Here is a 21,799-nt window from a genome sequence, read left to right as displayed (position 1 = left end):
TATAATCCCATCAGAAGACATTCTGCCCTCGGGTATAAATCGCCGGTGCAGTTCGAGACGGCGAACCGTAAATTAATGACAGAACCTCTCCACTAAATAAGGGCAAGTCCACACATAGTGAAGCAACTGAGTGAACATCTCATAAAAGGTCCAAGAACCGTTGGCCTTCGCCTCAAACCAAACTTCTTTTGTTTGGATATCAATGATGTTCTTGGAGTAGCTTTTTAGTCCGAGAACTTTGATGTAGGCATCCTTGACATCTTCTTCGCTTTTCGCCTTCTGCAGACTGGTATAAAGCCCCACGTTCAATACCTTCCGATGTGCGCAAGTTATCCCTCCGCGAGGGAAGTACAGCATTTCCATTAAAGAAAACGATTCCGACATAATAGCATTGATCATTCTACCGCAACCGGCACAAGAGGCACGAATCTGTTCCTACCCTCGCGATTGCGGTTCCCGTCTCTCAAATCACTTCCCGCACGATACCTGCCGTTTGGTAATAGTTTGCCAGACAGGTTACTAACCGCCATGACACATCATAGATACTGGTAGAAAAATCAGAAAAAAATTCAGGAGAGAGTCTCCTTAGTGCTCGTATAGAATAAATACTTCACGAAACAATATCAGCAGGCTTACCCGTCGTGTAAATACCTTCGCATTTATGCCTACGATTATACGAATTTACAACTTCTCCCTTTTTCTCGGGCAGCAGATTTAAATTACTATTATATAAGGATGAATAATTTGAATAATATTACTTTATTAAATGAATACGCTAAATGGATAGACGATACAGTTAATCAATATGCAAATTGCTACATTTGCAATAATATGCAAATCAATACAAAAGAATTAGTTGAGAGATACGGATATTTCATCACCTTCAATTTTGATATTCAGAAGATGATACGTAGATATCAATTACTGCCGTCATCTCACCATCAGATCAATGAGAGAAACTTTAAAAATGTAAGGTTCTTGTACAACTTAATATGTCGAGAGAGGTTAGGACGTAATTTTATGAAAAATGCTAACGGCTCACCGCTAGTAATAATGTGTTCCGATGTAAACAATACCAAGTTCTGGTCATACAGCGGTGATATTACCAACCTCCATGTACACTCAATCTGGATATCTAATCCAGTTATCAATATCGATTTGGATCAATCCATATCAAATATATTAAAGAGTGATATGTCTGAGAACTTTGATTTTCGTGATGTACATATTGAGCGTATCGAGTCATATGACCCCACTGCTTATGCTCCTTCGAAAATCGCTACATATACGGCTAAATTCATACCTTTTAACACCCACGAACCGGACATAGCATCCGACATCAGAATATTGCCTGAGTACAGTTCTCAATTGTAATACTCGAGGTGGTATTTCAGAGATAAGCTGGCAATCCCGACTATCTGAAGCTTTTGATTACCTCTTTTTCGCCGATCTCATAGCTTACAAGTTGACCATTTTCGCATGAATAATTCGAATCGGAATCCGCTGCACCAAATTCAACACCTTCTTGATCAGGTTCATCAAAGCTAATGTACCATTGTTTGGTATCTTCTTTGCGTAATTTCTTGAGAATGTACGTTAGACATCTGGAATCTGCGTCGTTCAATCCTCGTTGAAGATACACCTCTGTTTTCCGATCCAGCTTATCTAAACGCTTTTTTTCAGCGTAAACCGGGGAGAGATGACCGATGAATAGCGATATCACGCACACCGTGGAAACCAAGGGAGTTCTCATTTGCTTATCTCTTCTTCAATATGGCCCCTCGATGTCATCGAGCATTTGAACTCATGAGCAATACACGCAATTCTAGGCGTCGAACAAACCAACTCGCTATCGTTCAATGCGCAAGAGATGCATCCGTCATCTATTGCAATGCACGCCTTGTTATCGTGTAAAATTTTATTCACAGCTTGCCTCAAGCTGGAGCTCTTTAGTTCCACCTGAATCGGAGGCTCTGCTGCTCCCAACAGCAACACTAGCAAGGAAAGCCCCAAACCACTCCGAATTCTAGTTTTCAAGCCATTTTCATACTCGTCACATTTGGTTTCGGCGGATTTTAGCAATCCTGCCTCCTATCAGGACGACGGTTTCTTATGATCCACGTTAACATGAATGACAGGTGCAACGACGTTGTGATTGGATACACTTGCTGACGCACGCGCTAGTCCATTCAATATATTTGCTTGTCGAACCATTGATCCGAGCATGAAGAGATCAATTAGTTGTCCAATACCGAGCAAGCCAAGCGTACAAAGCCAAAGCACGGCGGTCCATGGTCTACCTAAATAAAAGCGGTGTAATCCGCAGAGGCCAATAAAACCACAACACCACAGCAAGAATGCAGTTACCCCAGATTTCACTATAATCTCCCCTTCTCGAGAAAAACGGTTTCGCTCCCCCCAAAAAAGATGGAAGCCTGACTGAACCCATACCAATGGATAAGTTTCTGGAAACTATGATATAATTATACTAGTTTCAACGAAAATATAATACATATGGATATTCTTTTGTGCTGTTCCTTGTCACATCAGATATGTATGACGAGTACACGCTCCATCCCGACTACCGCGCGAAGCTTTGGCGAACGCCTTAAAACTGTGAGAAGATCTTTCGGATTAACGCAGGAAGAATTGGCGTTGAAGTCCGGACTATCAACAATCACGCTCAGTAAATTGGAATCTGGAGTAAACAAGCCGTCTTATGACGCAGTCGTTTCGCTCAGTCATTCTCTTGAAGTAGAACCCAATTATCTTTTCGGGTGGTCAGATGAAATGACCGCAGATACTAGATCAGAGCGTCGTCTGAAACTTCGGAGCCTTATCCTTCATGCGGAAAAGCTAGACGATGCTTGGATAGACGAATTAATTTCACTTTCAAAACTAGCGTTGTCCCGTCAATAACAAGCTAATTAAGCTCACCAAAACATAACGGTTTACCGAAATTACTTAACTTTAATTAGCCCATATATCGAAAATATTAGCTTTCCATATTGGTATTTTGGGTGATTAACTTCCTATAGTTTGATTAAGAAACAAATGGAGATTAGAATTATTACAATTCTATTAACTGCAACCGTTAGCGTTTGTCGCCGACGTACTTTCTCTTGGGCTTGTAACGGCATACAGGAAAATTTGAACAGGATCGAAACTCACCGTAACGACCGGTCCTCATAATCAAAGCTCCCTGTTTACAGGACGGGCATCTCTCCTCTTGGACGGCCCTCCCATCAAGGGTGGTGATTGCCACGGCCCCTTCTTTCTGGAGTTCCCTTAAGAAGGTCGAGCAATTCCCTTGCACAGTAAACATAGCTACACCACATCGAGCACGGGTCAACGCTACATAGAACAGGCGCCGTTCTTCGCTTTCGGGATAATCATCTCCTGCTGGCATAGCTAATGTCAAAACCGGATCATCTGCCCGATTGTTTGGGAAACTCCGGCCCCGTGAAGTACTAACCATCTCAGGTAGGATGATATAATCAGCCTCGCTCCCCTTGGAACGATGAATTGTAAGAAACGACACGTCTAAGTAGTGTCCGAAGCGAGACTTACGCGTCGGCATATATTGCCGGTCGGCGTTGTAGCGGCCCAAGATATAGACTGATATCTTCCCGTTCGCGCTAGATTTTATGGTGCCGTTTCGAACCCTCTCAACTAGTTGCTCCAAATAACGGGTGATTGCATCGGCAAGCTTTTCTTTGCTGTCCACCTGCAAGGTCTGAAGTACCGGTCCCCCGGTGGGCTTAATAGATCGCACCACCTTATGAATTTGGGCCGGATTTTTGGAAACAAACCTGCTTGATATATCACATAGCTCTTGAGGGCAGCGAAATGTCTGCTCCAGCTTGAGCAGTTGCCCATGACCAAACCAGTCTTGAAATCCCGTCATTACTGATACGTCGGCTCCAGCGAACCGATTGATGGATTGCCAGTCATCGCCAACGGCAAAGAAAAATCGATTGGATTTTTGCACTAAAGCCCGGCACAGGCGCGCTCGTGCCCGTGAGGCATCTTGGAATTCATCTGCCATCACCAGTTCGTAATTTTCCTCGACCTGCCCCTTTTCAAGATACTCAGCTGCAAGATTGAGCATATCCTCAAAATCGATGCCGCCCCCTGCAACCAACGCTGCATCCCACGCGTTCAGGATGGGGGCAACAATATCCAGAAACATCCAATAGCGGAGTTTAAAGGTATCTCCGGACATCGCGTCCAATCGCTCCCGCAGGGCCGAAACCGTCAGACTATTACTTTTGGTATGGCTGATAAAAACACGAATAAGGCCTGTGAGTTCTTCGGAGGGCATCGGCTTCTGCCCTCCTTCAGGGATCCTGCGGTCTGGATTCGGATCAAGTTCGACGCCTCGTTTTGCCAATTCTGCCGCCAGATGTTCAAAACCACTGACGGATCTGATCTGATGAGAGGTTGTTTCAATGAATGACGTACCACGCTCAACATGCAGTTTGCGTTTCCATTCCACCCCGGACAAGTAATCCTTGAAGTGCGGCGGTGCATTTCCCTGCGCATCGAGCGCAAAATGCTCATGGTACAGCTCAATATCGGGATAGTAAAAATCTGGGCGGTATTGGCGGTGGGTAGCGTCAGCGGTGTCGAATTCGTAGACTCCCTCATACACATAGCTTACACCATTATAGAAAAGCCAGTTTGCGATCATCGCCTCTTCTTGGCTGCGAACTCTCGTCCCATCCGCCGTAAGGATCAGCCCGTTACCCTGTTCGTCCCAAACGTCGACCGATCCAGATAAGCCAAACTTAGGCAAATCCTGAGCATATACGAAACGAAAGAGGTCCCACTGCTCTCGGAAGGCAACTGAACTATCCTTGAGCCGATCAATCAATTCGGCCAACTTGCGTAGACCACTGGCTGTATCGATAGCCCAATCCGGGATGTCCGGTTTTTTTCCTGTAGCCTTCCCTATGATCCGAAGGCCGAGGGCATGAAACGTTGAAGCCTCAACGGATATTCCATCCATACCAAGTCGTTCGAATGACTTAGCGGCTCGCTCCTTCAGTTCCTCTGCTGCCTGTTTGTTGAATGCCAGGAGGACAATGCGGTCTGACGGCGCATACCCTCTATGAATGGCGTACGCGGCTTTTGCCACCATGGTTGATGTCTTGCCTGACCCCGCCGATGCCACTACCAGCACGCGGTTATCGAAGCATATCACTGCGCGGGCTTGGTCTTCAGTCAGCGGCTTGCTTTCCACCCGACCGAACAGGTGCTTGCAGGCTTCCAGCTCATTCTCAGTGTGGAGCGCATTCATTGCTGCCCAAAAGGGACGGTGATCGATTTCCCAAAGGGTTAAAGATAACTCTAGTGTAGTCAGTGCTTGCTTTCCAAGCCTCTCTTGAACACCGAAATCCTTAATATATTTTCGGAAGGCACGATCATTGATCGTAGGACGAGCCTCTTCAATCGCGATCTGCACCTCATGCGTTAACCACCTGTGTTGATGTTCGGCCTCAGTCTCCCGCTCTCTTTTTTCCCGAAGCCATTCAGAAATTAGCTTTTGTTCCCCTTGAAGGAATTTCACCTTTTCACGGATGCGAACCTCATAAAGAATGTGTTCCAATGCAGCAATCAGTGTCTTGCTTTGGGTATTTGGCAAGCCACCAACTTCCAGAGCGCCAAACTGACCTGAATTTAAGGTGATAGATGTCCAAAATAGGCCTGATCTCACCTGATAAGAATTTTCGTCCTCAATAGAGACGCTGTATGAGTGGCCATCTAATGTTAGCGACAGCTCAAGTTCGTGCTGGATTAAACTCCAGTCACGCGCTCCTGTGAAACGTCGCCCCCACCAAGACGGCTCCCATTTATTACTCATCTAAGATTTACACTTTTAATATGCAGCTAATTTTTATGGTCTCGCTCTATCGTATGCCTTGCAGTTCTAGTCGCGGAACCAACTCAGAAGTATAAGTTCATCGCTCAGAAATTTGAACCAGATTTCCCTGAGCACGCACAACACCACATATAACATCAACATCGTGGTCGGCGACCATTTCATATAGTTTACAAGTGATGTTTTATCCGCTGTAAGCCTATGAAAGGCAATTCATGATTCGCAACATGTGTTCAACTCTCAAAAGTGGGCAACCGCTCTATCAAACACTACGTCGCTTGTGGGGATCACTGTCTAGGCTGATGCGGGAGTCCCATAGCTAGGAGCACCCCAATAAGGTTTAATTGTCAATGTTCATCCAAAGCAGCCCCCCTCTGGGGCAATATTGCATGGCGATTAACGCCGATGTGTTTTTTGCAATTGAATGTCCTATAGGCAGCGACTAATCGCATAGGCTCGCTCCAATCGCCCTTACTCGGAGGATTTATGCCCTCAGTAACCAGTCTTGAACTACCATTGCCAAGAAACTGGCAAGATTTCGAAACCATCGTTCGCGACGCGATGGCACAAAGATGGAAAAGCTCTACGCTTCAAAAGAATGGTCGAACGGGTCAACAGCAACAAGGGGTCGACATCTTAGGGCCGGATGAAATCGGCAGGCCAATCGGTATCCAATGCAAGCGCGTTAAAAAGTTGGGTACCAGTGATGTTCTCGAGGAGATTGAAAAAGCCGATAAATTCGAAGGGCAGCTTGTCACCTTGTTTATTGCCACGACTGCGGAACATGATGCCAAACTACAGCAGCAGGTGCGCAACCTATCCGACCAGCGAGTTGCACAGGGCCGGTTTTCAGTCTCGCTTCTTTATTGGGATGAGATCGTCGCTGGTCTGATACTAAATCCTGAGGTCTTTAACGCTCACTATCCACAGATGAAGTTGGAGACTGCAAAACCTGACCGAGAGCGACTGATTGCCGCCTTGGAACTTGGTTACTACGGTGCAGACCTCTGGGCGTCTATCGAGTTGATTCTCGGAGAATTCGGTTGGATTGCACAGGTCGATCCAGACAGTATCTTAGCCACTATCAGAATATTAGAGCGCCGAACTGCACAGCTGCTCCCGCCAACTGACGCCGATAAAATCGCCCCTATGCTGGCGGAAGTTCACGACGGATGCGTTCTCGCAAAGGAGAAGACACCTGATTGGCGTGCGATGGAAGTGAAAGCGAAGCGGTTTTCGTCGCGGATACAGGCTGCTACGTCGCTCTTGCCGCTGGCGGAATCGAATTTACTGGAACTAAGCCTTATGCTTGGCCGAATAAATCAATATTGTGACGATCTGCCTTCGTCTGAAACCATACAAACCGTTCGTGACAAGGTTAGTGGTGTCCTGCCGACCGCAAGCGCCGATGCTATTAAAAAGGGCTTTTCTAACGCTAAGAAGGCTTCCTCTGGTTACCAATGGTCACAGAAAATCTTCAGTCTTCTAAACCATGAGTTGCGATATAAAATGTAACATCGACGATTGAAGTCGGTATAGGCGCTTGGTGAAATAATATTAATTAGCCCATATATCGACATGCCCATTTTTCCCGGCGCCACCATCACCTGCACATCGACAGGCACCGCCTCTATGCCTTGAAAGGCAACCGTTCCAACGCGCGCTACCATATGCCCCCGCATAACACGCAGCACAGCTATAAAGTGAGCAAGTGCTTAAATACAACCAAAAGATTTAAGCATTTTCAGTGAATGCAATCAAGAGAAAGGGCCAGTCTGATTGTGTCAGACCGGCCCTATCATTATCATCTTTAAGATGTGATCTTATTTACGCTTGGCTTCAACAGCGTCCCAGAAGAGCGCTGCAATATTGGTGCCGTCAAAGCGCTCAATTTCGCGAATGCCTGTTGGCGAGGTCACATTGATCTCGGTCATGTAATCCCCGATCACGTCGATGCCGACGAGAATAAATCCACGTTCCTTGAGCGACGGGCCAATGCGCGCGCAGATTTCCTGCTCGCGCGCAGTCAGCTTGCTTTGCTCTGCACGGCCACCAACATGCATGTTGGAGCGTGCGTCGCTTTCCGAAGGCACACGGTTGATTGCACCCACCGGCTCGCCGTCAATCAAAATGATGCGTTTGTCGCCTGAGCGCACATCCTTGAGATAACGCTGCGCAATGAACGGCTCTTTGAAGAGCTGGCCGAACATTTCGAGAAGCGAAGTGAGGTTGCGGTCGCCATCGGCCAGATGGAACACGCCTGCACCGCCATTGCCATAAAGCGGCTTCAAAATAATGTCGCCAAACTCGCGGCGAAAATCCATAACCTCTTGCGGGTCTTTGGTGATCAGTGTTTCCGGCATCAGATCCGGAAACTCGGTGACGAAAATCTTTTCCGGGCTGTTGCGCACCCATGCCGGGTCATTCACCACCAGCGTCTTTGGATGGATACGCTCCAACAGATGCGTATTGGTGATGTAATTCATGTCGAATGGCGGGTCCTGACGCAGCAGCACCACATCCATATCAGTCATGTCACGGCGCACAGGCTCGCCAAGCGTGAAATGATCGCCCTTGATGTCGCGCACTTCCAGCGTCTCAAGTCGCGCCGAAACAACGCCGTCACGCATGGAAAGCCGGTCAGGTGTATAGTGGTAGAGTTCGTGGCCGCGCTTCTGCGCTTCAAGCGACAGAGCAAAGGTGGTGTCACCTGCAATATTGACCGTGCTGATATGGTCCATCTGGACCGCAACTTTTAGCGACATGATTTCCTCGCGATTCTTAGTTGCCGGAACTTAAAACGGATTCAACAAGCAATATAGTCCTTTCTGCTTACACAAATATTTGTAGCTGGATCGCAGCCCTGCGCTTGATTATGCTGACGGTCACCAAAATCGGGAGGAGCAGGTGAGCGCAGTCAAGACAACCATATTTGCCGACCATATTGCAGAGTTGGGCGAAGGTCCGGGTTATGATCCACTGACCGCGCAATGCTGGTGGTTCGATATTCTGGGGCAGCGGCTTATTGAGAGAGACGACAGCGGTGAAGTGCGCACGCATGATCTTGGTATGAAAGCCAGTGCTCTTGCGGTCATTGATCGTCAACGCCAGCTGATTGTCAGCGAACATGGCCTGTTCGTACGCGAGCGCGCAAATGGACGCCTGACGCTGCATCACCCGCTGGAAGCTGAGAATGACATAACGCGCTCCAATGATGCGCGTGTGCACCCATCCGGTTCCTTCTGGATCGGAACCATGGGCAAGAAAGCCGAGAAAGATGCGGGTGCAATCTGGTGGTATCGCGAAGGGCAGGTAAAAAAGCTTTTCTCCGGCATCACGATCACCAATTCGATCTGCTTTTCACCCGATGGCAGGATCGCCTATTTTGCAGATACCGACCGCAATATTATCTGGCGGGTTGATACCGATCCCGAAACCGGTCTGCCCACTTCTGAAAAGAGCGTGTTTCATCATCGCGTAGAAGATGGTGGGGTTGATGGCTCGGTGGTGGACGCGGAAGGCACGCTGTGGAATGCCTGCTGGGGTGGGAGTGCGCTCAATGCCTATTCGCCGCAAGGGCGTCTGATCCGCTCAATAAAATTGCCGGTTACGCAGCCGACCTGCCCGGCCTTTATCGGTGCGGACGCCTCTGTGCTGATTGTCACCAGCGCATATGAGGGCATGAATGAAAATGCCCGCAATGCGGATCCGCATGCGGGCAAAGTCGTTTTGCTTGATCTGTCAGTCAGCGGTCGTCACGACCCACCGGTCAGGCTTTGAAGGTCAAACCCCTTCAACAATGACGATTTCGCCGTCCGCCACAGTCTGGCGGATGGCTTTTGCCGCCTGATATTCGGGCGAATTATAACAATCGAGTGCGTGCTGCATCGTTTCAAATTCGATGATGACATTGCGGGCCCGGCCCGGTCCTTCGACGGCTTCAGCCTTACCGCCCCGCGCGATAAACTTCGCGCCATAGCGCTCAAAAGCTGGCTTGGCAGTGGAAACATAATCCTTGTAGCGCTCCGTATCACGGGCATCCACACGGGCAATCCAATAGGCTTTGGTCATTGTTTTCTCCTCCAGCAACTTATAGAGCCGACTTCATTTCTTCCAAAATGGCAAGGGCTGAAGCCCGGCGATCACTGGCGCTCACGATCGGGCGCCCAACGACGAGATGGCTTGCACCGGCTTTCAGCGCATCGGCAGGCGTCATGACGCGCTTCTGGTCGCCCTTGTCGCTGCCTGCCGGGCGAATGCCCGGTGTGACAACAGCCATCTCAGAGCCGATCGCCTGGCGGATCGCAAAAGCTTCGGCGGCCGAAGCCACAATCCCGCCCATGCCCGCATCACGCGCTTGCTCGGCACGCTTCAAAACCAGCGCCTCCGGTGTATCGGAATAGCCCGCTTCTTTGAGATCCGCCTCATCCATCGAGGTCAGGACCGTCACGCCAAGCAGGCAGAGATCAGAGCCTTTCACCGCTTGCACAGCCGAGCGCATGGCTTTTGGATAAGCATGCAGCGTGAGCATCGAAACGCCCATCTTCGCAACATTTTCCACGCCCTTGGCGATGGTGTTGTCGATGTCCAAGAGCTTCATGTCGAGAAAGACTTTTTTCTTTGCCGCAATCAGGCTTTTTGCGAAATCAAGCCCGCCAGCAAACACAAGCTGATAGCCGATCTTATAGAAAGTGACTGCATCGCCGAGTTCTTCGACCACTGTCTCCGCTTCAGCAATGGTCGGCACATCGAGGCCCACGATCAGGCGATCCCGCAAATCTTTCGTCGTCATGCTATTCTCCGCTGTGATTTCTGATTTATTCGCACAACAGGGCGCGGTACGAAAGATACCGCGCCCTGAAATATGCGGATAGTACGGATTATCAGCGGCCCGGATGAACCGAATGCTTGATCAGACTTTTGCAAACAGCGCTCAGCATCTGTGCCTGACGTTCGTTTTTGAGCGTCCCATCATCATGGAAGGCATCGGCAGCACCGCTGACCGAACATTGTTCGGTGACAACCTGCGTTCCAACAGCCATCAACACGGCGCGCAAATGATAGAGCCCGCGCATTCCCGCAAAAGCACCGTTGGAGGTTGAGCAAAGCCCGACCGTCAACCCCGCATAAGGCTTGAGCGGCTTGTCCCCATCCTTTGAAATGCGGCTGATCCAGTCGATTGTGTTTTTAAGAAGCGGCGGGATCGATGCATTATATTCCGGCGAACAGATCATCAGCCCGTCATGCTCGGCCAAGAGGCGGCCAAGTTTCATGGCATTTTCGGGAATGCCTTCTTCGGCTTCCAGATCCTCATTCATCATCGGCATTGGATAATCGGCCAGCGAAAGATGTGTGACCTTCGCACCCTGTTTTTCGAGTTCTTTTTCAGCCGCATCTGCCATATGGCCCGAAAAGGCTCCCTTGCGGATAGAACCGGCAAAAACCAGAATTTTTGCTGTCATAGAATTGCTTGCTCCGTGGGAATTTAGACGAGCGGGCTGCGATAGACCCAGAGCTGCGCAGGCGGCACATTGCGCACGACAAAGTCGTAATGCTGCACGATGTAATTGCCCTTGCCCGCAGGCACCGGCGGACGCGGGCCATAGGTAATCTGTATGAGCGGACGGCCGCGCGGCAGACGCGACAACAGGCTTTCCATCAGCCGAATGCGGCTTTCCATAGGAAAATTCAGCATGGGAACAGCGGAAACAATACTGTCGAATTTCTGATCTTTCATCTCGCCAAGCGCCAGGTCAAGATCAAACACATCGCCATGAATGATGTTTACATCAGGGTAAGTCTTGCTGAGATGCTCGACAAAATCCGACGAATATTCAACGCAGTAAAGATCGGCCGGCTTCACGCCATGCGCAAGAATGGCTTTGGTGATAACACCGGTGCCCGGTCCGAGTTCAAGAACAGGCAGGCCTGATTTGGTATCAATGACGCTCGCCATGCGTCGCGCCGTAATCGAGCTTGTCGGCAATATCGCGCCGACCGCTTTCGGTCCGTCTATCCAGCCTTTGAAAAAACGGATTTCCTCATCGAACTTAGCGGCCAGTTTCCTGCCGAGCTGCACTGCCATTCCAATTGCTCCCACTGTCGTTATCAGACAAGTTACCGTATCGGCCCGAAAATCAAAACTTATTTTTGGAAAGCGCGATGCGGCATTTTCAACGAGCAGAGTGTCATTTGTGCGGCCAAAATGCCAAACGGCAATACTTTTAGCCGTTATAGTGCATTTATACGGTTAAAAGACCGCAGAGATCATCCTATTTGCGGCCAGACTACCCTCTTAAATTATTTAAGCAGGACAGGATCAGGGCGAGGCGTAAAAAAAGGGAGCCATTCGGCTCCCTTTTTTTACTCACCTATACCTTCGAAAAACTCCTTCATCCGCGAGAAGAAGCCTGACGATTTGGGGCTATTCTCTTTGGATGAGAGCTGTTCAAACTCCTCAAGCAGCTCGCGCTGCCGCTTGGACAGATTCTGCGGCGTCTCAATGTCGATCTGGATATAAAGATCACCCACGGCCTGCTGGCGCAAAACCGGCATGCCCTTGCCTTTGAGGCGGAATTGCTTGGCGTTCTGTGTGCCTTCCGGCACTTTCACGCGTGTTTGTGTGCCATCCAGCGTGGAAACCTCAAAGTCACCGCCAAGAGCAGCCGTGGTCATTGAGATTGGCACTTTGCAATAAAGATCGGCACCATCGCGCTGGAAGAATTCATGCGGTTTGACTGACAGGAAAATATAAAGATCGCCCGACGGTCCGCCGCGCGTTCCCGCTTCACCTTCGCCAGCCAGACGAATGCGCGTTCCGTCTTCAATGCCTGCCGGAATATTGACCGAAAGTGAGCGCTCCTGCGTCACACGGCCCTGACCGTGACACTTGCCGCATGGGTCCTTGATGATCTGGCCACGACCATTACAGGTTGGGCAGGTGCGTTCAACCGAGAAGAAGCCCTGCGATGCGCGCACACGGCCAGAGCCGGAGCACATGCTACAGGTGGTCGGCTGTGAGCCAGCCTTGGCGCCAGAGCCGGAACATTCATCACAGGTAATAGAAGTCGGCACACGAATCTGTGCGGCCTTGCCGGAATAGGCTTCTTCCAGGCTGACTTCCATATTGTAGCGAAGATCGGCACCACGTTCGCGGCCGCCATTGGAGCGGCGGCGACCGCCACCCATCATCTCGCCAAAAATATCTTCGAAAATATCGGAGAAACCACCAGCGCCACCAAAGCCGCCACCGCCAAAACCATTGCCCATACCGCCATTTTCAAAGGCTGCATGACCGTAACGGTCATAGGCTGCACGCTTCTGCGGATCTTTGAGCGTTTCATAGGCTTCGCCGATTTCCTTGAACTTGCGTTCAGCATCCGGATTATTCGGATTGCGATCCGGATGATATTCCATAGCCAGCTTGCGAAAAGCGCTTTTGAGCACCTTATCGTCTGCTGTTCGCTCCACACCCAGAGCTTCGTAATAATCGATCTTCATCGTTCGTTATCCCGACGGCAGGAGCGAGCGCAAGAAATGCGGCTCCACGGTCCCATTTGGCGCAGATCGCTCAAAGCGGATCTGCTGGACTGTTGTCAATTTTGTCCGTCCGGTGCAACCGTCCCGAAAGGCCGCAAAAGCCCGGGAATGACCCGGGCTTGAGCGTTTACGGACAAGGCTTACGACTTTTTCTTGTCGTCGTCGATTTCTTCATAATCGGCGTCAACGACATCGTCGTTTGAAGAAGCCTGCTCAGCACCGGCAGCACCACCTTCTTCCGCAGCCTGTGCTGCTTCGTACATGGCCTGACCAAGCTTCATCGAAGCTTCGGCAAGAGTCTGGGTCTTCGCCTTGATATCTTCAGCATTGTCGCCTTCAAGCGCGGTCTTCAGCGCTGCAATTGCGCTTTCGATTGCCTGCTTGTCTTCTGCCGAAACCTTGTCACCATATTCCTTCAGCGACTTTTCAGACGAATGAACGAGGCTTTCACCCTGGTTCTTGGCTTCAACAGCATCGCGACGCTGCTTGTCAGCTTCCGCGTTTGCTTCCGCGTCCTTGACCATCTTTTCGATGTCGGCGTCCGAAAGACCACCCGATGCCTGAATGCGGATCTGGTGTTCCTTGCCGGTGCCCTTGTCCTTGGCAGACACGTTCACAATACCGTTGGCGTCGATGTCGAAGGTGACTTCGATCTGCGGAACGCCGCGTGGTGCCGGAGGAATGCCAACGAGGTCGAACTGGCCGAGAATCTTGTTGTCGGCAGCCATTTCTCGTTCGCCCTGGAAGACGCGGATCGTCACAGCCGACTGATTGTCTTCAGCGGTCGAGAAAGTCTGCGACTTCTTGGTCGGGATCGTGGTGTTGCGTTCGATCAAGCGTGTGAACACGCCACCGAGCGTTTCAATGCCGAGCGAAAGCGGAGTTACGTCGAGCAGCAGAACGTCCTTGACGTCGCCCTGCAGAACGCCGCCCTGAATGGCTGCACCCATGGCAACAACTTCGTCCGGGTTCACGCCCTTGTGCGGTTCCTTACCGAAGAACTGCTTCACGACTTCCTGGATCTTCGGCATACGGGTCATACCGCCAACCAGAACCACTTCATCAATGTCGCCAGCCTTGAGGCCTGCATCCTTGAGCGCTGCCTTGCATGGCTCGACCGTGCGCTGCACAAGATCATCAACCAGGCTTTCGAACTTCGAACGCGAAAGCTTGATGGCAAGGTGCTTCGGACCAGTCTGGTCAGCGGTGATGAACGGCAGGTTGATTTCGGTCTGCTGTGCCGACGAAAGTTCGATCTTTGCCTTTTCAGCAGCTTCCTTCAGGCGCTGCAGAGCAAGCTTGTCGTTCTTCAGATCGATGCCGCTTTCCTTCTTGAACTCAGCAACGAGGTATTCGACCAGACGCATGTCAAAGTCTTCACCACCGAGGAAGGTATCACCATTGGTGGACTTCACTTCAAACACGCCGTCGCCGATTTCGAGAACCGACACGTCGAACGTACCACCACCAAGATCGTAAACAGCAATCGTCTTGCCTTCGCTCTTGTCGAGACCATAGGCGAGAGCTGCAGCGGTTGGTTCGTTGATGATACGCAGAACTTCAAGACCAGCGATCTTGCCGGCATCCTTGGTTGCCTGACGCTGCGCATCGTTGAAGTAAGCCGGAACCGTGATAACGGCCTGCGTAACAGTTTCACCGAGGTAAGATTCCGCGGTTTCCTTCATCTTCTGAAGGATCATCGCGGAAACCTGCGATGGGGAATATTTCTTGCCGTGAACTTCAACCCAGGCATCGCCATTGTCGCCCTTGACGATCTTGTAAGGCACAAGATCCTTGTCCTTGGTGACCATTGGGTCATCAAAGCGGCGGCCAATCAGGCGCTTTACGGCAAACAGAGTACCTTCAGGGTTCGTGACCGCCTGACGCTTCGCAGGCTGACCAGCGAGGCGTTCGTCACTATCGCTGAAAGCGATAATCGAAGGCGTGGTGCGCGCACCTTCGGCATTTTCAATGACCTTCGCGCTTTTTCCGTCCATGACGGCGACGCAGGAGTTGGTCGTTCCCAGATCGATACCAATAACTTTAGCCATATTTCTCTCCATTCAGCAAACCGCCAAAACCTCTACCGAGCGTTCCATGAGCGGTTCCTATCAATTTCACAATGCCTGCTTCAAGGTGTGATGTCGGGAAGTGTTTTTCAAGCCGCCCGCCTTTTATCAAAGCCTGTGTGAGGCGTATATAAGAAAGGGTCTTTTTCACTGCAAGTCACAAGCGGCCTGACAAAGAAAGATTTCTTCCTGACAATTGTTCCAGTCACACAAATCAGACGTTCACAAAGCCGTCGCTTTTACCAGCGCGATATATTGCATCGATAAATTTCTGATTAGCCTTCGAGTTTTCCAGAGAAAACAGCATCACGCTTTCCCCTTTCGTGGCACGCACAAAGTTTTCGGCCTGAAGCTGATAGTGATTTATATCGGAAAATGACCATTCTGTCGCCTCCGTATGCCCGGCATTATGAAGTGTGATGCGGCCATGACCATATTTGCCGGTGTTGAAGGGCGCATGCACTTCGATAAAGCCTTTGTCACCGTGAAAAACCATGGTCTGACGACCGGCAAGCTGGGTGGCAACATAAAAGCTTAGATCAAAACCATCAAAGCGTGCCGACACATTGGCATAACGATCCGTACCAAACTTCGGATCGAACTCGACCGTCGCCTGAACCGAGAGCGGCTCTTTCTCTGTCACCATGCGCGTCACAACGGTTGGATAAACGCCAATATCCGGCAGCACACCGCCGCCCAGTTCCGGCTGATTGCGCATATTGGTCGGATCATTGTTGAAATAGCTAAAAGCTCCCTGGACATGGCGCAGCGTGCCAATCGCGCCGTCAGCGAGAAGATGACGCAGCTTGATCCATTGTAGATGGTAATAAACCATGAAGGCTTCGGCGATTGTCACTTTGTGCTTGTTGCGGGCTGCAATCAGCTGATCAATGTCGTCGGCTTTCAGCGCAATCGGCTTTTCGCAAAGCACGTGTTTGCCAGCCTGCGCAGCTTTGAGTGTCCATTCGATGTGCTGCGAGGTAGGCAACGGGATATAAACGCCATCCACTTCATCGCTTGCCAACAACTCTTCATAGGAACCGAAGGCCAGCGGTGCCCCAAAACGGTCCGCCACAGCGCGGGCACGCGCCAGATCGCGGCTGGCGATTGCATGAACAACACCATTGTCAGACACACAAAGTGCCGGAATAACCTGTGTGACGCCAATCTTGGCGGTGGAAAGAATACCCCAACGAAACATGCTATTCCTCTCTTTGAAGTTCATCGCTCGTATCCCATGGTTCGACAACCAGTTCCGGCCAGTACTCAAGCGCGCGTTGAGCTTTAACATTGTATGTATTGCGGTTATCGATGACACGATTGGGGCGTAAGAGGAATGAAAAAATGTCTTTGAGACCGAAAGGCGCGTGAACACATACCGTTCCGTCTGTTTCAAGCCTTGCGCCCACACATTGTGCAATTGCGGGATATCGTTCGATTGATTGCGTAGCGGAATAAAGCGGTTCATAAGGCTGGCCAAAATGTTGCTCAAACCACAAATGAACCCGAGCCTGGTTCCGTATTTCTACGGGCAGAGGAAAATCTTCGAATCGTATGGCACCTCTATCGATAAACTCACTCTCAGCTCCCCATGAACAATCACCGGCATCAAAATAGGCTATATCGATATCTTTGATGCCATATCCCGACGACCGCTCCGTCAATGCATTCCATACCGTATTATAAAGTGCTCCCGACACGATCCAACAATCGGGTAATTTCAAGTCACGAGCTCGATGCAAGGCATCTCTCAAAAGCGGATCATTCAAAATGATCTTTATGAAAAGTTCCTCTTGCGCGTTTGGTTCTAGACAGGAATGACGCAAATGTTTCAATGAAATCTCCTGACTTAAAAAATGACATAATAAAAAGACCCTGCAAATAGCAGAGTCCTTTATTTTCCATATAAAAAATACGCTTACATCTTCCGCAGCGCACGGGGTGCAAGGGTTAACAGGCCAAGAAGCGTCATGATTACGCCTACCCAAAGCGGCGCATACAGGCTGTAACCTGACGACAGTGCAAAGCCACCCGCCCATGGGCCAAGCGCCAGCCCGATATTGATGACCGATGCATGCATGGCATTGACCAGTGCACCCGGATGCGCGATTCGCATCACACGCGCAATGAAAGCCGGATTAAGCGCAATACCCGTCAGGCCAATCATAACAATTGCCAGCACCGTGGCAAATTTCAGCTCGGCAAACAGTGCAAAGATCACCATCGCAGCCAGCATGATCAGAATGCCAATGAAAATAGTTGCAATCGTATGGCGGTCCGCAAAGCGCCCGATGACATAATTGCCGATAATATTGGCCGCGCCGTAGACTGCGAGCAGGAGTGGCAATTGCGCTTCCTCAAAGCCTGCAAGCTGTGCCGTGATCGGCGACAGGTAGCTATAGACCGAAAATGATGCGCCAATCACCAGCGCGCTGGTTGCATAAGCGCCCCAGAGTTTCGGCTTGCGCATTTCGTTGAGTTCGGAGCGTAAGTTGACCTCGGCATTGTCTGGCCTCGCTTCAATTTTGAGCGCAATCACCAGCGCACAGAACAAAACCAGCACCACAATCGCCCAGAAACTGGCCCGCCAGCCGAAGCTGTTGGTCATGGCGGTTGCGAGCGGCACGCCCAAAACCGTGCAAAGCATCAGCCCCGCAAAGACCAGCGAGGATGCACGACCGCGCAGTTCAGGCACCACCAGCTTCGCGGTGATTGCCAGCATCAGACCAAAACTGGTCGCCGCCGCCATGCCGGTGAGAACACGTGCCACCAGCATCACATGAAAATTACTTGTTAAAGCAGCAATACTTTGCGCCACAGCGTAAAAAATCAAAAGGAACAGCAGACCACGCTTGTTCTCGATTTTCAGCGCTAAAAACAGCACCGTCACCAGTGGACCGCCAATCGTCATGCCCAGAGCATAGACTGAAATCAAGTTGCCAATATCGGAGATGGAACGTCCGAAGGCTTGCTGAAGGGCGGGCATCATGCCCGAAATCATCAGTTCGGACGTTGTCAGCGCAAAAATGCCCAGCGTCAAGCAATAGACCACCAGAGGGATGGCGCGCGCCTGATTTGAGGACGTAGAAACCCCTTCCGCCGCAAGGGCAGAATCACACACTTCGTTCATGGGACGAATCCTATTTATATAGTCGGCACTACATAATGCATAACGCCTTGCTACGGCGCGTCAAGGGAATTATATATAACCAACTATAGAAAGGGAGAAAAATGGTTCCGCGAGGGCGTCCACGCAGCTTCGACCGCGATGCTGCATTGGAAAAAGTCATGAAGGTTTTCTGGAGCAAAGGTTATGAATGCGCCCAGATCAACGACTTCACAGCCGCGATAGGCATCACGCCGCCGAGCTTTTACGCGGCCTTTGGCAACAAGGAGCAGGCGTTTCGCGAGGCTGTGGACTATTATCGCCGTACCATTGGTGCCGCCCCTTTTGAGGCGCTTGAAAACGCGTCAACCATTCAGGATGGTATGCGGCAATGGCTGGAATTGAGCGCCGACAGCGCCTTTGAATGTCCGGCTGGCGGCTGCATGATCAGTGTCAGTTCCATCCAGTGCAAGCCGGAAAACGTGCCGGTAAAGGAATTTCTGAAAGCTGTGCGCCATAGCAATCATGAGCGGCTGTCCCATCGCCTTGAACGCGCTGTTGCCGATAAAGATCTGCCTGCAAGCACTGACCTGACGCAAATGAGCGAATTTTATCACATGATCCAGCAAAGCATTTCCTTTGAAGCACGCGATGGCAATTCGCGCGCCGCCGTTCAAAAGATCATCAATATGGCAATGCTCGCCATGCCTGTACGGCACGCCGCCCAAAAGCATGAACCGGTTTAAAGCAAAAGCCCGGCTTGAAGCCGGGCTTTTTATTTTATGCTTATCCGCGAAGAACGCCGCCGGTCTGTTTGGTGACACTTGCGATCACCTGCTTTGACAGGGTTTCCAGATCTTCGTCGGTCAGCGTGCGGTCCTGTGGCTGCAACACCACTTCAACCGCAATCGACTTCTTACCTTCACCCAGCGAAGCGCCGGTGAAGATGTCAAAGACCTGAACGCCAACGATCAGCTTCTTGTCAGCCGAAGAAACGGCCTTCATCACGCTGCCTGCTTCAACGCTTGCATCCACCACGAAAGCGTAGTCACGCTTGAGGCTCTGGAACTGCGAGAGGTTCAAGGCTGGCTTGGTGCGGGTTGCCTTGGCTTTCGGCTCAGGGATCGCATCGATATAGATTTCAAAGCCGCACAGTGCGCCCGAAACATCAAGCGCTTCCAGCGTATCGGGATGGAACTCGCCAAAATAGCCCAAAACCACCTTGGGGCCGAGCTTCAGCGTGCCCGAACGACCCGGATGGAACCATGCTGGCCCACCGGCTTCGATCTGGATGCGGTCAACCGGTGCACCGGCTGCTTCAAGGGCTGCGAGTGCATCGGCTTTCGCATCAAACACACCAACAGGTGCTGCATTGCCTGACCAGAAACGGCCCGAGCCTTCAACACCAGCCGTACCGCGACGGATACCGCCTGCCACACGGCGCTGCTGTTCCGGCTTGTCGCCTTCATAGATGCCCGAGACCTCAAACAAGGCCGTATCGCCAAAGCCACGATCCGCGTTGCGCTGTGCGGCTGCAAGCAGGCCCGGCAAAAGCGAAGGACGCATATCCGACATATCGGCTGCAATCGGGTTGGCCAGCTTCAATTCCGGCTTGCCTCCGCCAAAGGCTTTGGCCTGCGCTTCGGAAATGAAGGAATAGGTCACAGCTTCCATCATGCCGCGCGAAGCAAGCGTGCGGCGTGCCAGACGCGTGCGGATTTGCAGCGTCGTCAGAATACGGCCATTAACCGTGCCAAGGCCCGGCAGCGGCTGCGGTGCAATCTGGTTGATGCCATGAATACGCATGACTTCTTCAACGAGATCGGCCTTGCCTTCCACGTCACCGCGCCATGTTGGCACGGTTGCCTTGATGAGTTTGCCATCGCCTTCAACGCCGAAGCCAAGGCGCTTCAAAATGTCAAAAGATGCGTCATAGGAAACGTCGATACCGGTCAGGCGCTTGACTTCCGAAACCGGGAAATCAATCACCCGTGCGCTTGGAGCCTTATAACCAACCACGTTGAGAACCGTTGGCTGTCCGCCGCAGAGTTCAAGCACGAGCTTCGTTGCCAGTTCTGCGCCCGGAACCATCATTTCCGGATCAACACCGCGCTCAAAACGATAGCGTGCATCGGTGACGATGCCCAGCTCACGACCCGTGCGCGCAATCATGCGCGGATCCCAAAGAGCGGATTCAATGAGCACATCGACAGTATTTTCATCGCAGCCGGAATGCTCACCGCCCATGATACCGGCAATCGATTCAGGACCGTTATCATCGGCGATCACATACATGCCCGGCTTGAACTTATAGTCTCGCTGGTCGAGACCGAGAATGGTTTCGCCATCCTTTGCCGCGCGCACTGTCAGATTGCCCTTGACCTTGGCCGCATCAAACACATGCAACGGACGGCCTTGATCGAATGTGACATAATTGGTGATGTCCACCAGCGCATTGATCGGGCGCAGGCCAATGTCTTTCAGGCGCTGCTGCATCCATTTCGGGCTTGGGCCATTCTTCACGCCCTTGACCATGCGCAGTGCAAAACCTGTGCAGAACGGATTTTCCGCATCCTGATCAAGAATGATCTTAACCGGCGTTTCGCCTTCGCCTTTGACAGCTTCCGGCAGGGTATTTTTAAGCGTACCAAGACCAGCGGCTGCCAGATCGCGTGCAATGCCGCGAATGCCGGTGCAATCCGCACGGTTCGGCGTCAGACCGATTTCGATAATCGGATCGTCAATGCCGAGATAGCTTGCGAAGCTTGTGCCAACCGGCGCATCTTCGGGCAGATCGATAATGCCATTATGCTCGTCAGACAATTCCAGCTCGCGCTCTGAACACATCATGCCGAAGCTTTCAACGCCCCGGATTTTGCCAACCGACAGCGTAACATCAAGGCCCGGCACATAATCGCCCGGACGACCCAGAACACCGACCAGACCAGCACGCGCATTGGGTGCGCCGCAAACGACCTGAACCGGCTGGCCTTCGCCCGTATCAACCGAGAGAACGCGCAGCTTGTCAGCATCCGGGTGCTGAACCGCGCTCACCACCTTGGCGATTTTGAAAGCTTTGAAAGCGGCGCGGTCATCGACCCCATCCACTTCCAGACCAATATCGGTCAGTTTTTCGACGATCTGGTCGAGCGTTGCTTGCGTGTCAAGGTGATCCTTGAGCCAGGAAAGTGTGAATTTCAT

General features: G+C 51.1%; 19 protein-coding genes and 1 pseudogene. 4 read left to right on the top strand and 16 right to left on the bottom strand.

Annotated elements, in window-relative coordinates; translation table 11 throughout:
• Positions 1–72: 72 nt before the first annotated feature.
• The 3 genes from ABE530_RS15730 to ABE530_RS15720 form a co-directional block, all read right to left on the bottom strand.
• A complete protein-coding gene (locus ABE530_RS15730; RefSeq protein WP_499695128.1) occupies positions 73–399 on the bottom strand; it encodes a hypothetical protein in 327 nt (108 codons plus the stop codon).
• A gap of 1,015 nt (positions 400–1,414) precedes the next feature.
• Positions 1,415–1,753, bottom strand: coding sequence for a hypothetical protein (locus ABE530_RS15725; protein WP_499695124.1), 339 nt, complete (start codon positions 1,751–1,753; stop codon positions 1,415–1,417).
• Positions 1,754–2,094: 341 nt separating this feature from the next.
• Complete coding sequence (locus ABE530_RS15720) at positions 2,095–2,379, bottom strand: TM2 domain-containing protein (protein WP_499695123.1); 285 nt, start codon at positions 2,377–2,379, stop codon at positions 2,095–2,097.
• 135 nt (positions 2,380–2,514) lie between these two features.
• Here ABE530_RS15720 and ABE530_RS15715 point away from each other — a divergent pair, with 135 nt between their 5' ends.
• Positions 2,515–2,919 carry a helix-turn-helix domain-containing protein gene (locus ABE530_RS15715; RefSeq protein ID WP_499695122.1) on the top strand — a complete coding sequence of 135 codons (405 nt, stop codon included), beginning with the start codon at positions 2,515–2,517 and terminating at the stop codon, positions 2,917–2,919.
• Positions 2,920–3,094: 175 nt separating this feature from the next.
• On the opposite strand, the gene ABE530_RS15710 is transcribed toward ABE530_RS15715, so the two are convergent.
• Positions 3,095–5,866 carry a UvrD-helicase domain-containing protein gene (locus tag ABE530_RS15710; RefSeq protein WP_499695121.1) on the bottom strand — a complete coding sequence of 924 codons (2,772 nt, stop codon included), beginning with the start codon at positions 5,864–5,866 and terminating at the stop codon, positions 3,095–3,097.
• Between the two features lie 504 nt (positions 5,867–6,370).
• On the opposite strand from ABE530_RS15710, the gene ABE530_RS15705 reads away from it, so the two are divergent.
• Positions 6,371–7,399 carry a hypothetical protein gene (locus tag ABE530_RS15705; RefSeq protein WP_499695120.1) on the top strand — a complete coding sequence of 343 codons (1,029 nt, stop codon included), beginning with the start codon at positions 6,371–6,373 and terminating at the stop codon, positions 7,397–7,399.
• A 47-nt stretch (positions 7,400–7,446) separates the two neighbouring features.
• On the opposite strand, the pseudogene ABE530_RS15700 reads toward ABE530_RS15705, so the two are convergent.
• Both ABE530_RS15700 and gshB read right to left on the bottom strand, forming a co-directional pair.
• Positions 7,447–7,554 (bottom strand): annotated as a pseudogene (locus ABE530_RS15700) (magnesium chelatase domain-containing protein); the annotation flags it as partial.
• Between the two features lie 153 nt (positions 7,555–7,707).
• A complete protein-coding gene (gene gshB / locus ABE530_RS15695) occupies positions 7,708–8,649 on the bottom strand; it encodes a glutathione synthase (protein WP_265982515.1) in 942 nt (313 codons plus the stop codon).
• A 142-nt stretch (positions 8,650–8,791) separates the two neighbouring features.
• Here gshB and ABE530_RS15690 point away from each other — a divergent pair, with 142 nt between their 5' ends.
• Positions 8,792–9,664, top strand: a complete 873-nt coding sequence (locus ABE530_RS15690; RefSeq protein WP_499695119.1) for an SMP-30/gluconolactonase/LRE family protein — start codon at positions 8,792–8,794, stop codon at positions 9,662–9,664.
• 3 nt (positions 9,665–9,667) lie between these two features.
• Here the strand turns inward: ABE530_RS15690 and ABE530_RS15685 are convergent, their stop codons facing one another.
• The 9 genes from ABE530_RS15685 to ABE530_RS15645 form a co-directional block, all read right to left on the bottom strand.
• Positions 9,668–9,955, bottom strand: a complete 288-nt coding sequence (locus ABE530_RS15685) for a DUF1330 domain-containing protein (protein WP_007872716.1) — start codon at positions 9,953–9,955, stop codon at positions 9,668–9,670.
• Between the two features lie 19 nt (positions 9,956–9,974).
• A complete protein-coding gene (gene pyrF / locus ABE530_RS15680) occupies positions 9,975–10,676 on the bottom strand; it encodes an orotidine-5'-phosphate decarboxylase (protein ID WP_499695118.1) in 702 nt (233 codons plus the stop codon).
• Between the two features lie 91 nt (positions 10,677–10,767).
• The gene (locus tag ABE530_RS15675; protein ID WP_499695117.1) at positions 10,768–11,346 is read right to left on the bottom strand and encodes an NADPH-dependent FMN reductase; all 579 of its coding nucleotides are present in this window, start codon (positions 11,344–11,346) and stop codon (positions 10,768–10,770) included.
• Positions 11,347–11,369: 23 nt separating this feature from the next.
• The gene (gene pmtA, locus ABE530_RS15670) at positions 11,370–11,969 is read right to left on the bottom strand and encodes a phospholipid N-methyltransferase PmtA (protein ID WP_265982506.1); all 600 of its coding nucleotides are present in this window, start codon (positions 11,967–11,969) and stop codon (positions 11,370–11,372) included.
• Between the two features lie 278 nt (positions 11,970–12,247).
• A complete protein-coding gene (gene dnaJ, locus ABE530_RS15665; RefSeq protein WP_265982505.1) occupies positions 12,248–13,384 on the bottom strand; it encodes a molecular chaperone DnaJ in 1,137 nt (378 codons plus the stop codon).
• Positions 13,385–13,563: 179 nt separating this feature from the next.
• Positions 13,564–15,474: a molecular chaperone DnaK gene (gene dnaK, locus ABE530_RS15660; protein WP_265982503.1), complete on the bottom strand. Its 1,911-nt coding sequence runs from the start codon at positions 15,472–15,474 to the stop codon at positions 13,564–13,566.
• Positions 15,475–15,706: 232 nt separating this feature from the next.
• Positions 15,707–16,693: a Gfo/Idh/MocA family protein gene (locus ABE530_RS15655; protein WP_499695116.1), complete on the bottom strand. Its 987-nt coding sequence runs from the start codon at positions 16,691–16,693 to the stop codon at positions 15,707–15,709.
• A 1-nt stretch (position 16,694) separates the two neighbouring features.
• The gene (locus ABE530_RS15650; RefSeq protein WP_499695115.1) at positions 16,695–17,327 is read right to left on the bottom strand and encodes a nucleotidyltransferase family protein; all 633 of its coding nucleotides are present in this window, start codon (positions 17,325–17,327) and stop codon (positions 16,695–16,697) included.
• Between the two features lie 83 nt (positions 17,328–17,410).
• Positions 17,411–18,622, bottom strand: a complete 1,212-nt coding sequence (locus ABE530_RS15645; RefSeq protein WP_499695114.1) for an MFS transporter — start codon at positions 18,620–18,622, stop codon at positions 17,411–17,413.
• A gap of 101 nt (positions 18,623–18,723) precedes the next feature.
• Between ABE530_RS15645 and ABE530_RS15640 the strand changes: the two genes are divergently transcribed.
• Positions 18,724–19,344 carry a TetR/AcrR family transcriptional regulator gene (locus ABE530_RS15640; protein WP_499695113.1) on the top strand — a complete coding sequence of 207 codons (621 nt, stop codon included), beginning with the start codon at positions 18,724–18,726 and terminating at the stop codon, positions 19,342–19,344.
• 40 nt (positions 19,345–19,384) lie between these two features.
• Here ABE530_RS15640 and pheT read toward each other — a convergent pair whose 3' ends face one another.
• Positions 19,385–21,799, bottom strand: coding sequence for a phenylalanine--tRNA ligase subunit beta (pheT, locus tag ABE530_RS15635; protein ID WP_499695112.1), 2,415 nt, complete (start codon positions 21,797–21,799; stop codon positions 19,385–19,387).

Origin of the sequence: Brucella sp. TWI559, from assembly GCF_039674265.1 — a bacterium.
GTDB lineage: Bacteria > Pseudomonadota > Alphaproteobacteria > Rhizobiales > Rhizobiaceae > Brucella > Brucella chromiisoli.
This window is presented reverse-complemented; position numbering and strand designations above follow the sequence as displayed.

What these genes read in the sequence shown, in the direction of transcription:
- ABE530_RS15710 (WP_499695121.1), bottom strand. Translation starts at nt 5,866, where the DNA reads ATGAGTAATAAATGGGAGCCGTCTTGGTGGGGGCGACGTTTCACAGGA.
- dnaK (WP_265982503.1), bottom strand. Translation starts at nt 15,474, where the DNA reads ATGGCTAAAGTTATTGGTATCGATCTGGGAACGACCAACTCCTGCGTC.
- pmtA (WP_265982506.1), bottom strand. Translation starts at nt 11,969, where the DNA reads ATGGCAGTGCAGCTCGGCAGGAAACTGGCCGCTAAGTTCGATGAGGAA.
- pyrF (WP_499695118.1), bottom strand. Translation starts at nt 10,676, where the DNA reads ATGACGACGAAAGATTTGCGGGATCGCCTGATCGTGGGCCTCGATGTG.
- ABE530_RS15640 (WP_499695113.1), top strand. Translation starts at nt 18,724, where the DNA reads ATGGTTCCGCGAGGGCGTCCACGCAGCTTCGACCGCGATGCTGCATTG.
- ABE530_RS15730 (WP_499695128.1), bottom strand. Translation starts at nt 399, where the DNA reads ATGATCAATGCTATTATGTCGGAATCGTTTTCTTTAATGGAAATGCTG.
- ABE530_RS15705 (WP_499695120.1), top strand. Translation starts at nt 6,371, where the DNA reads ATGCCCTCAGTAACCAGTCTTGAACTACCATTGCCAAGAAACTGGCAA.
- pheT (WP_499695112.1), bottom strand. Translation starts at nt 21,799, where the DNA reads ATGAAATTCACACTTTCCTGGCTCAAGGATCACCTTGACACGCAAGCA.
- ABE530_RS15725 (WP_499695124.1), bottom strand. Translation starts at nt 1,753, where the DNA reads ATGAGAACTCCCTTGGTTTCCACGGTGTGCGTGATATCGCTATTCATC.
- ABE530_RS15685 (WP_007872716.1), bottom strand. Translation starts at nt 9,955, where the DNA reads ATGACCAAAGCCTATTGGATTGCCCGTGTGGATGCCCGTGATACGGAG.
- ABE530_RS15675 (WP_499695117.1), bottom strand. Translation starts at nt 11,346, where the DNA reads ATGACAGCAAAAATTCTGGTTTTTGCCGGTTCTATCCGCAAGGGAGCC.
- gshB (WP_265982515.1), bottom strand. Translation starts at nt 8,649, where the DNA reads ATGTCGCTAAAAGTTGCGGTCCAGATGGACCATATCAGCACGGTCAAT.
- ABE530_RS15655 (WP_499695116.1), bottom strand. Translation starts at nt 16,693, where the DNA reads ATGTTTCGTTGGGGTATTCTTTCCACCGCCAAGATTGGCGTCACACAG.
- ABE530_RS15645 (WP_499695114.1), bottom strand. Translation starts at nt 18,622, where the DNA reads ATGAACGAAGTGTGTGATTCTGCCCTTGCGGCGGAAGGGGTTTCTACG.
- ABE530_RS15715 (WP_499695122.1), top strand. Translation starts at nt 2,515, where the DNA reads ATGGATATTCTTTTGTGCTGTTCCTTGTCACATCAGATATGTATGACG.
- dnaJ (WP_265982505.1), bottom strand. Translation starts at nt 13,384, where the DNA reads ATGAAGATCGATTATTACGAAGCTCTGGGTGTGGAGCGAACAGCAGAC.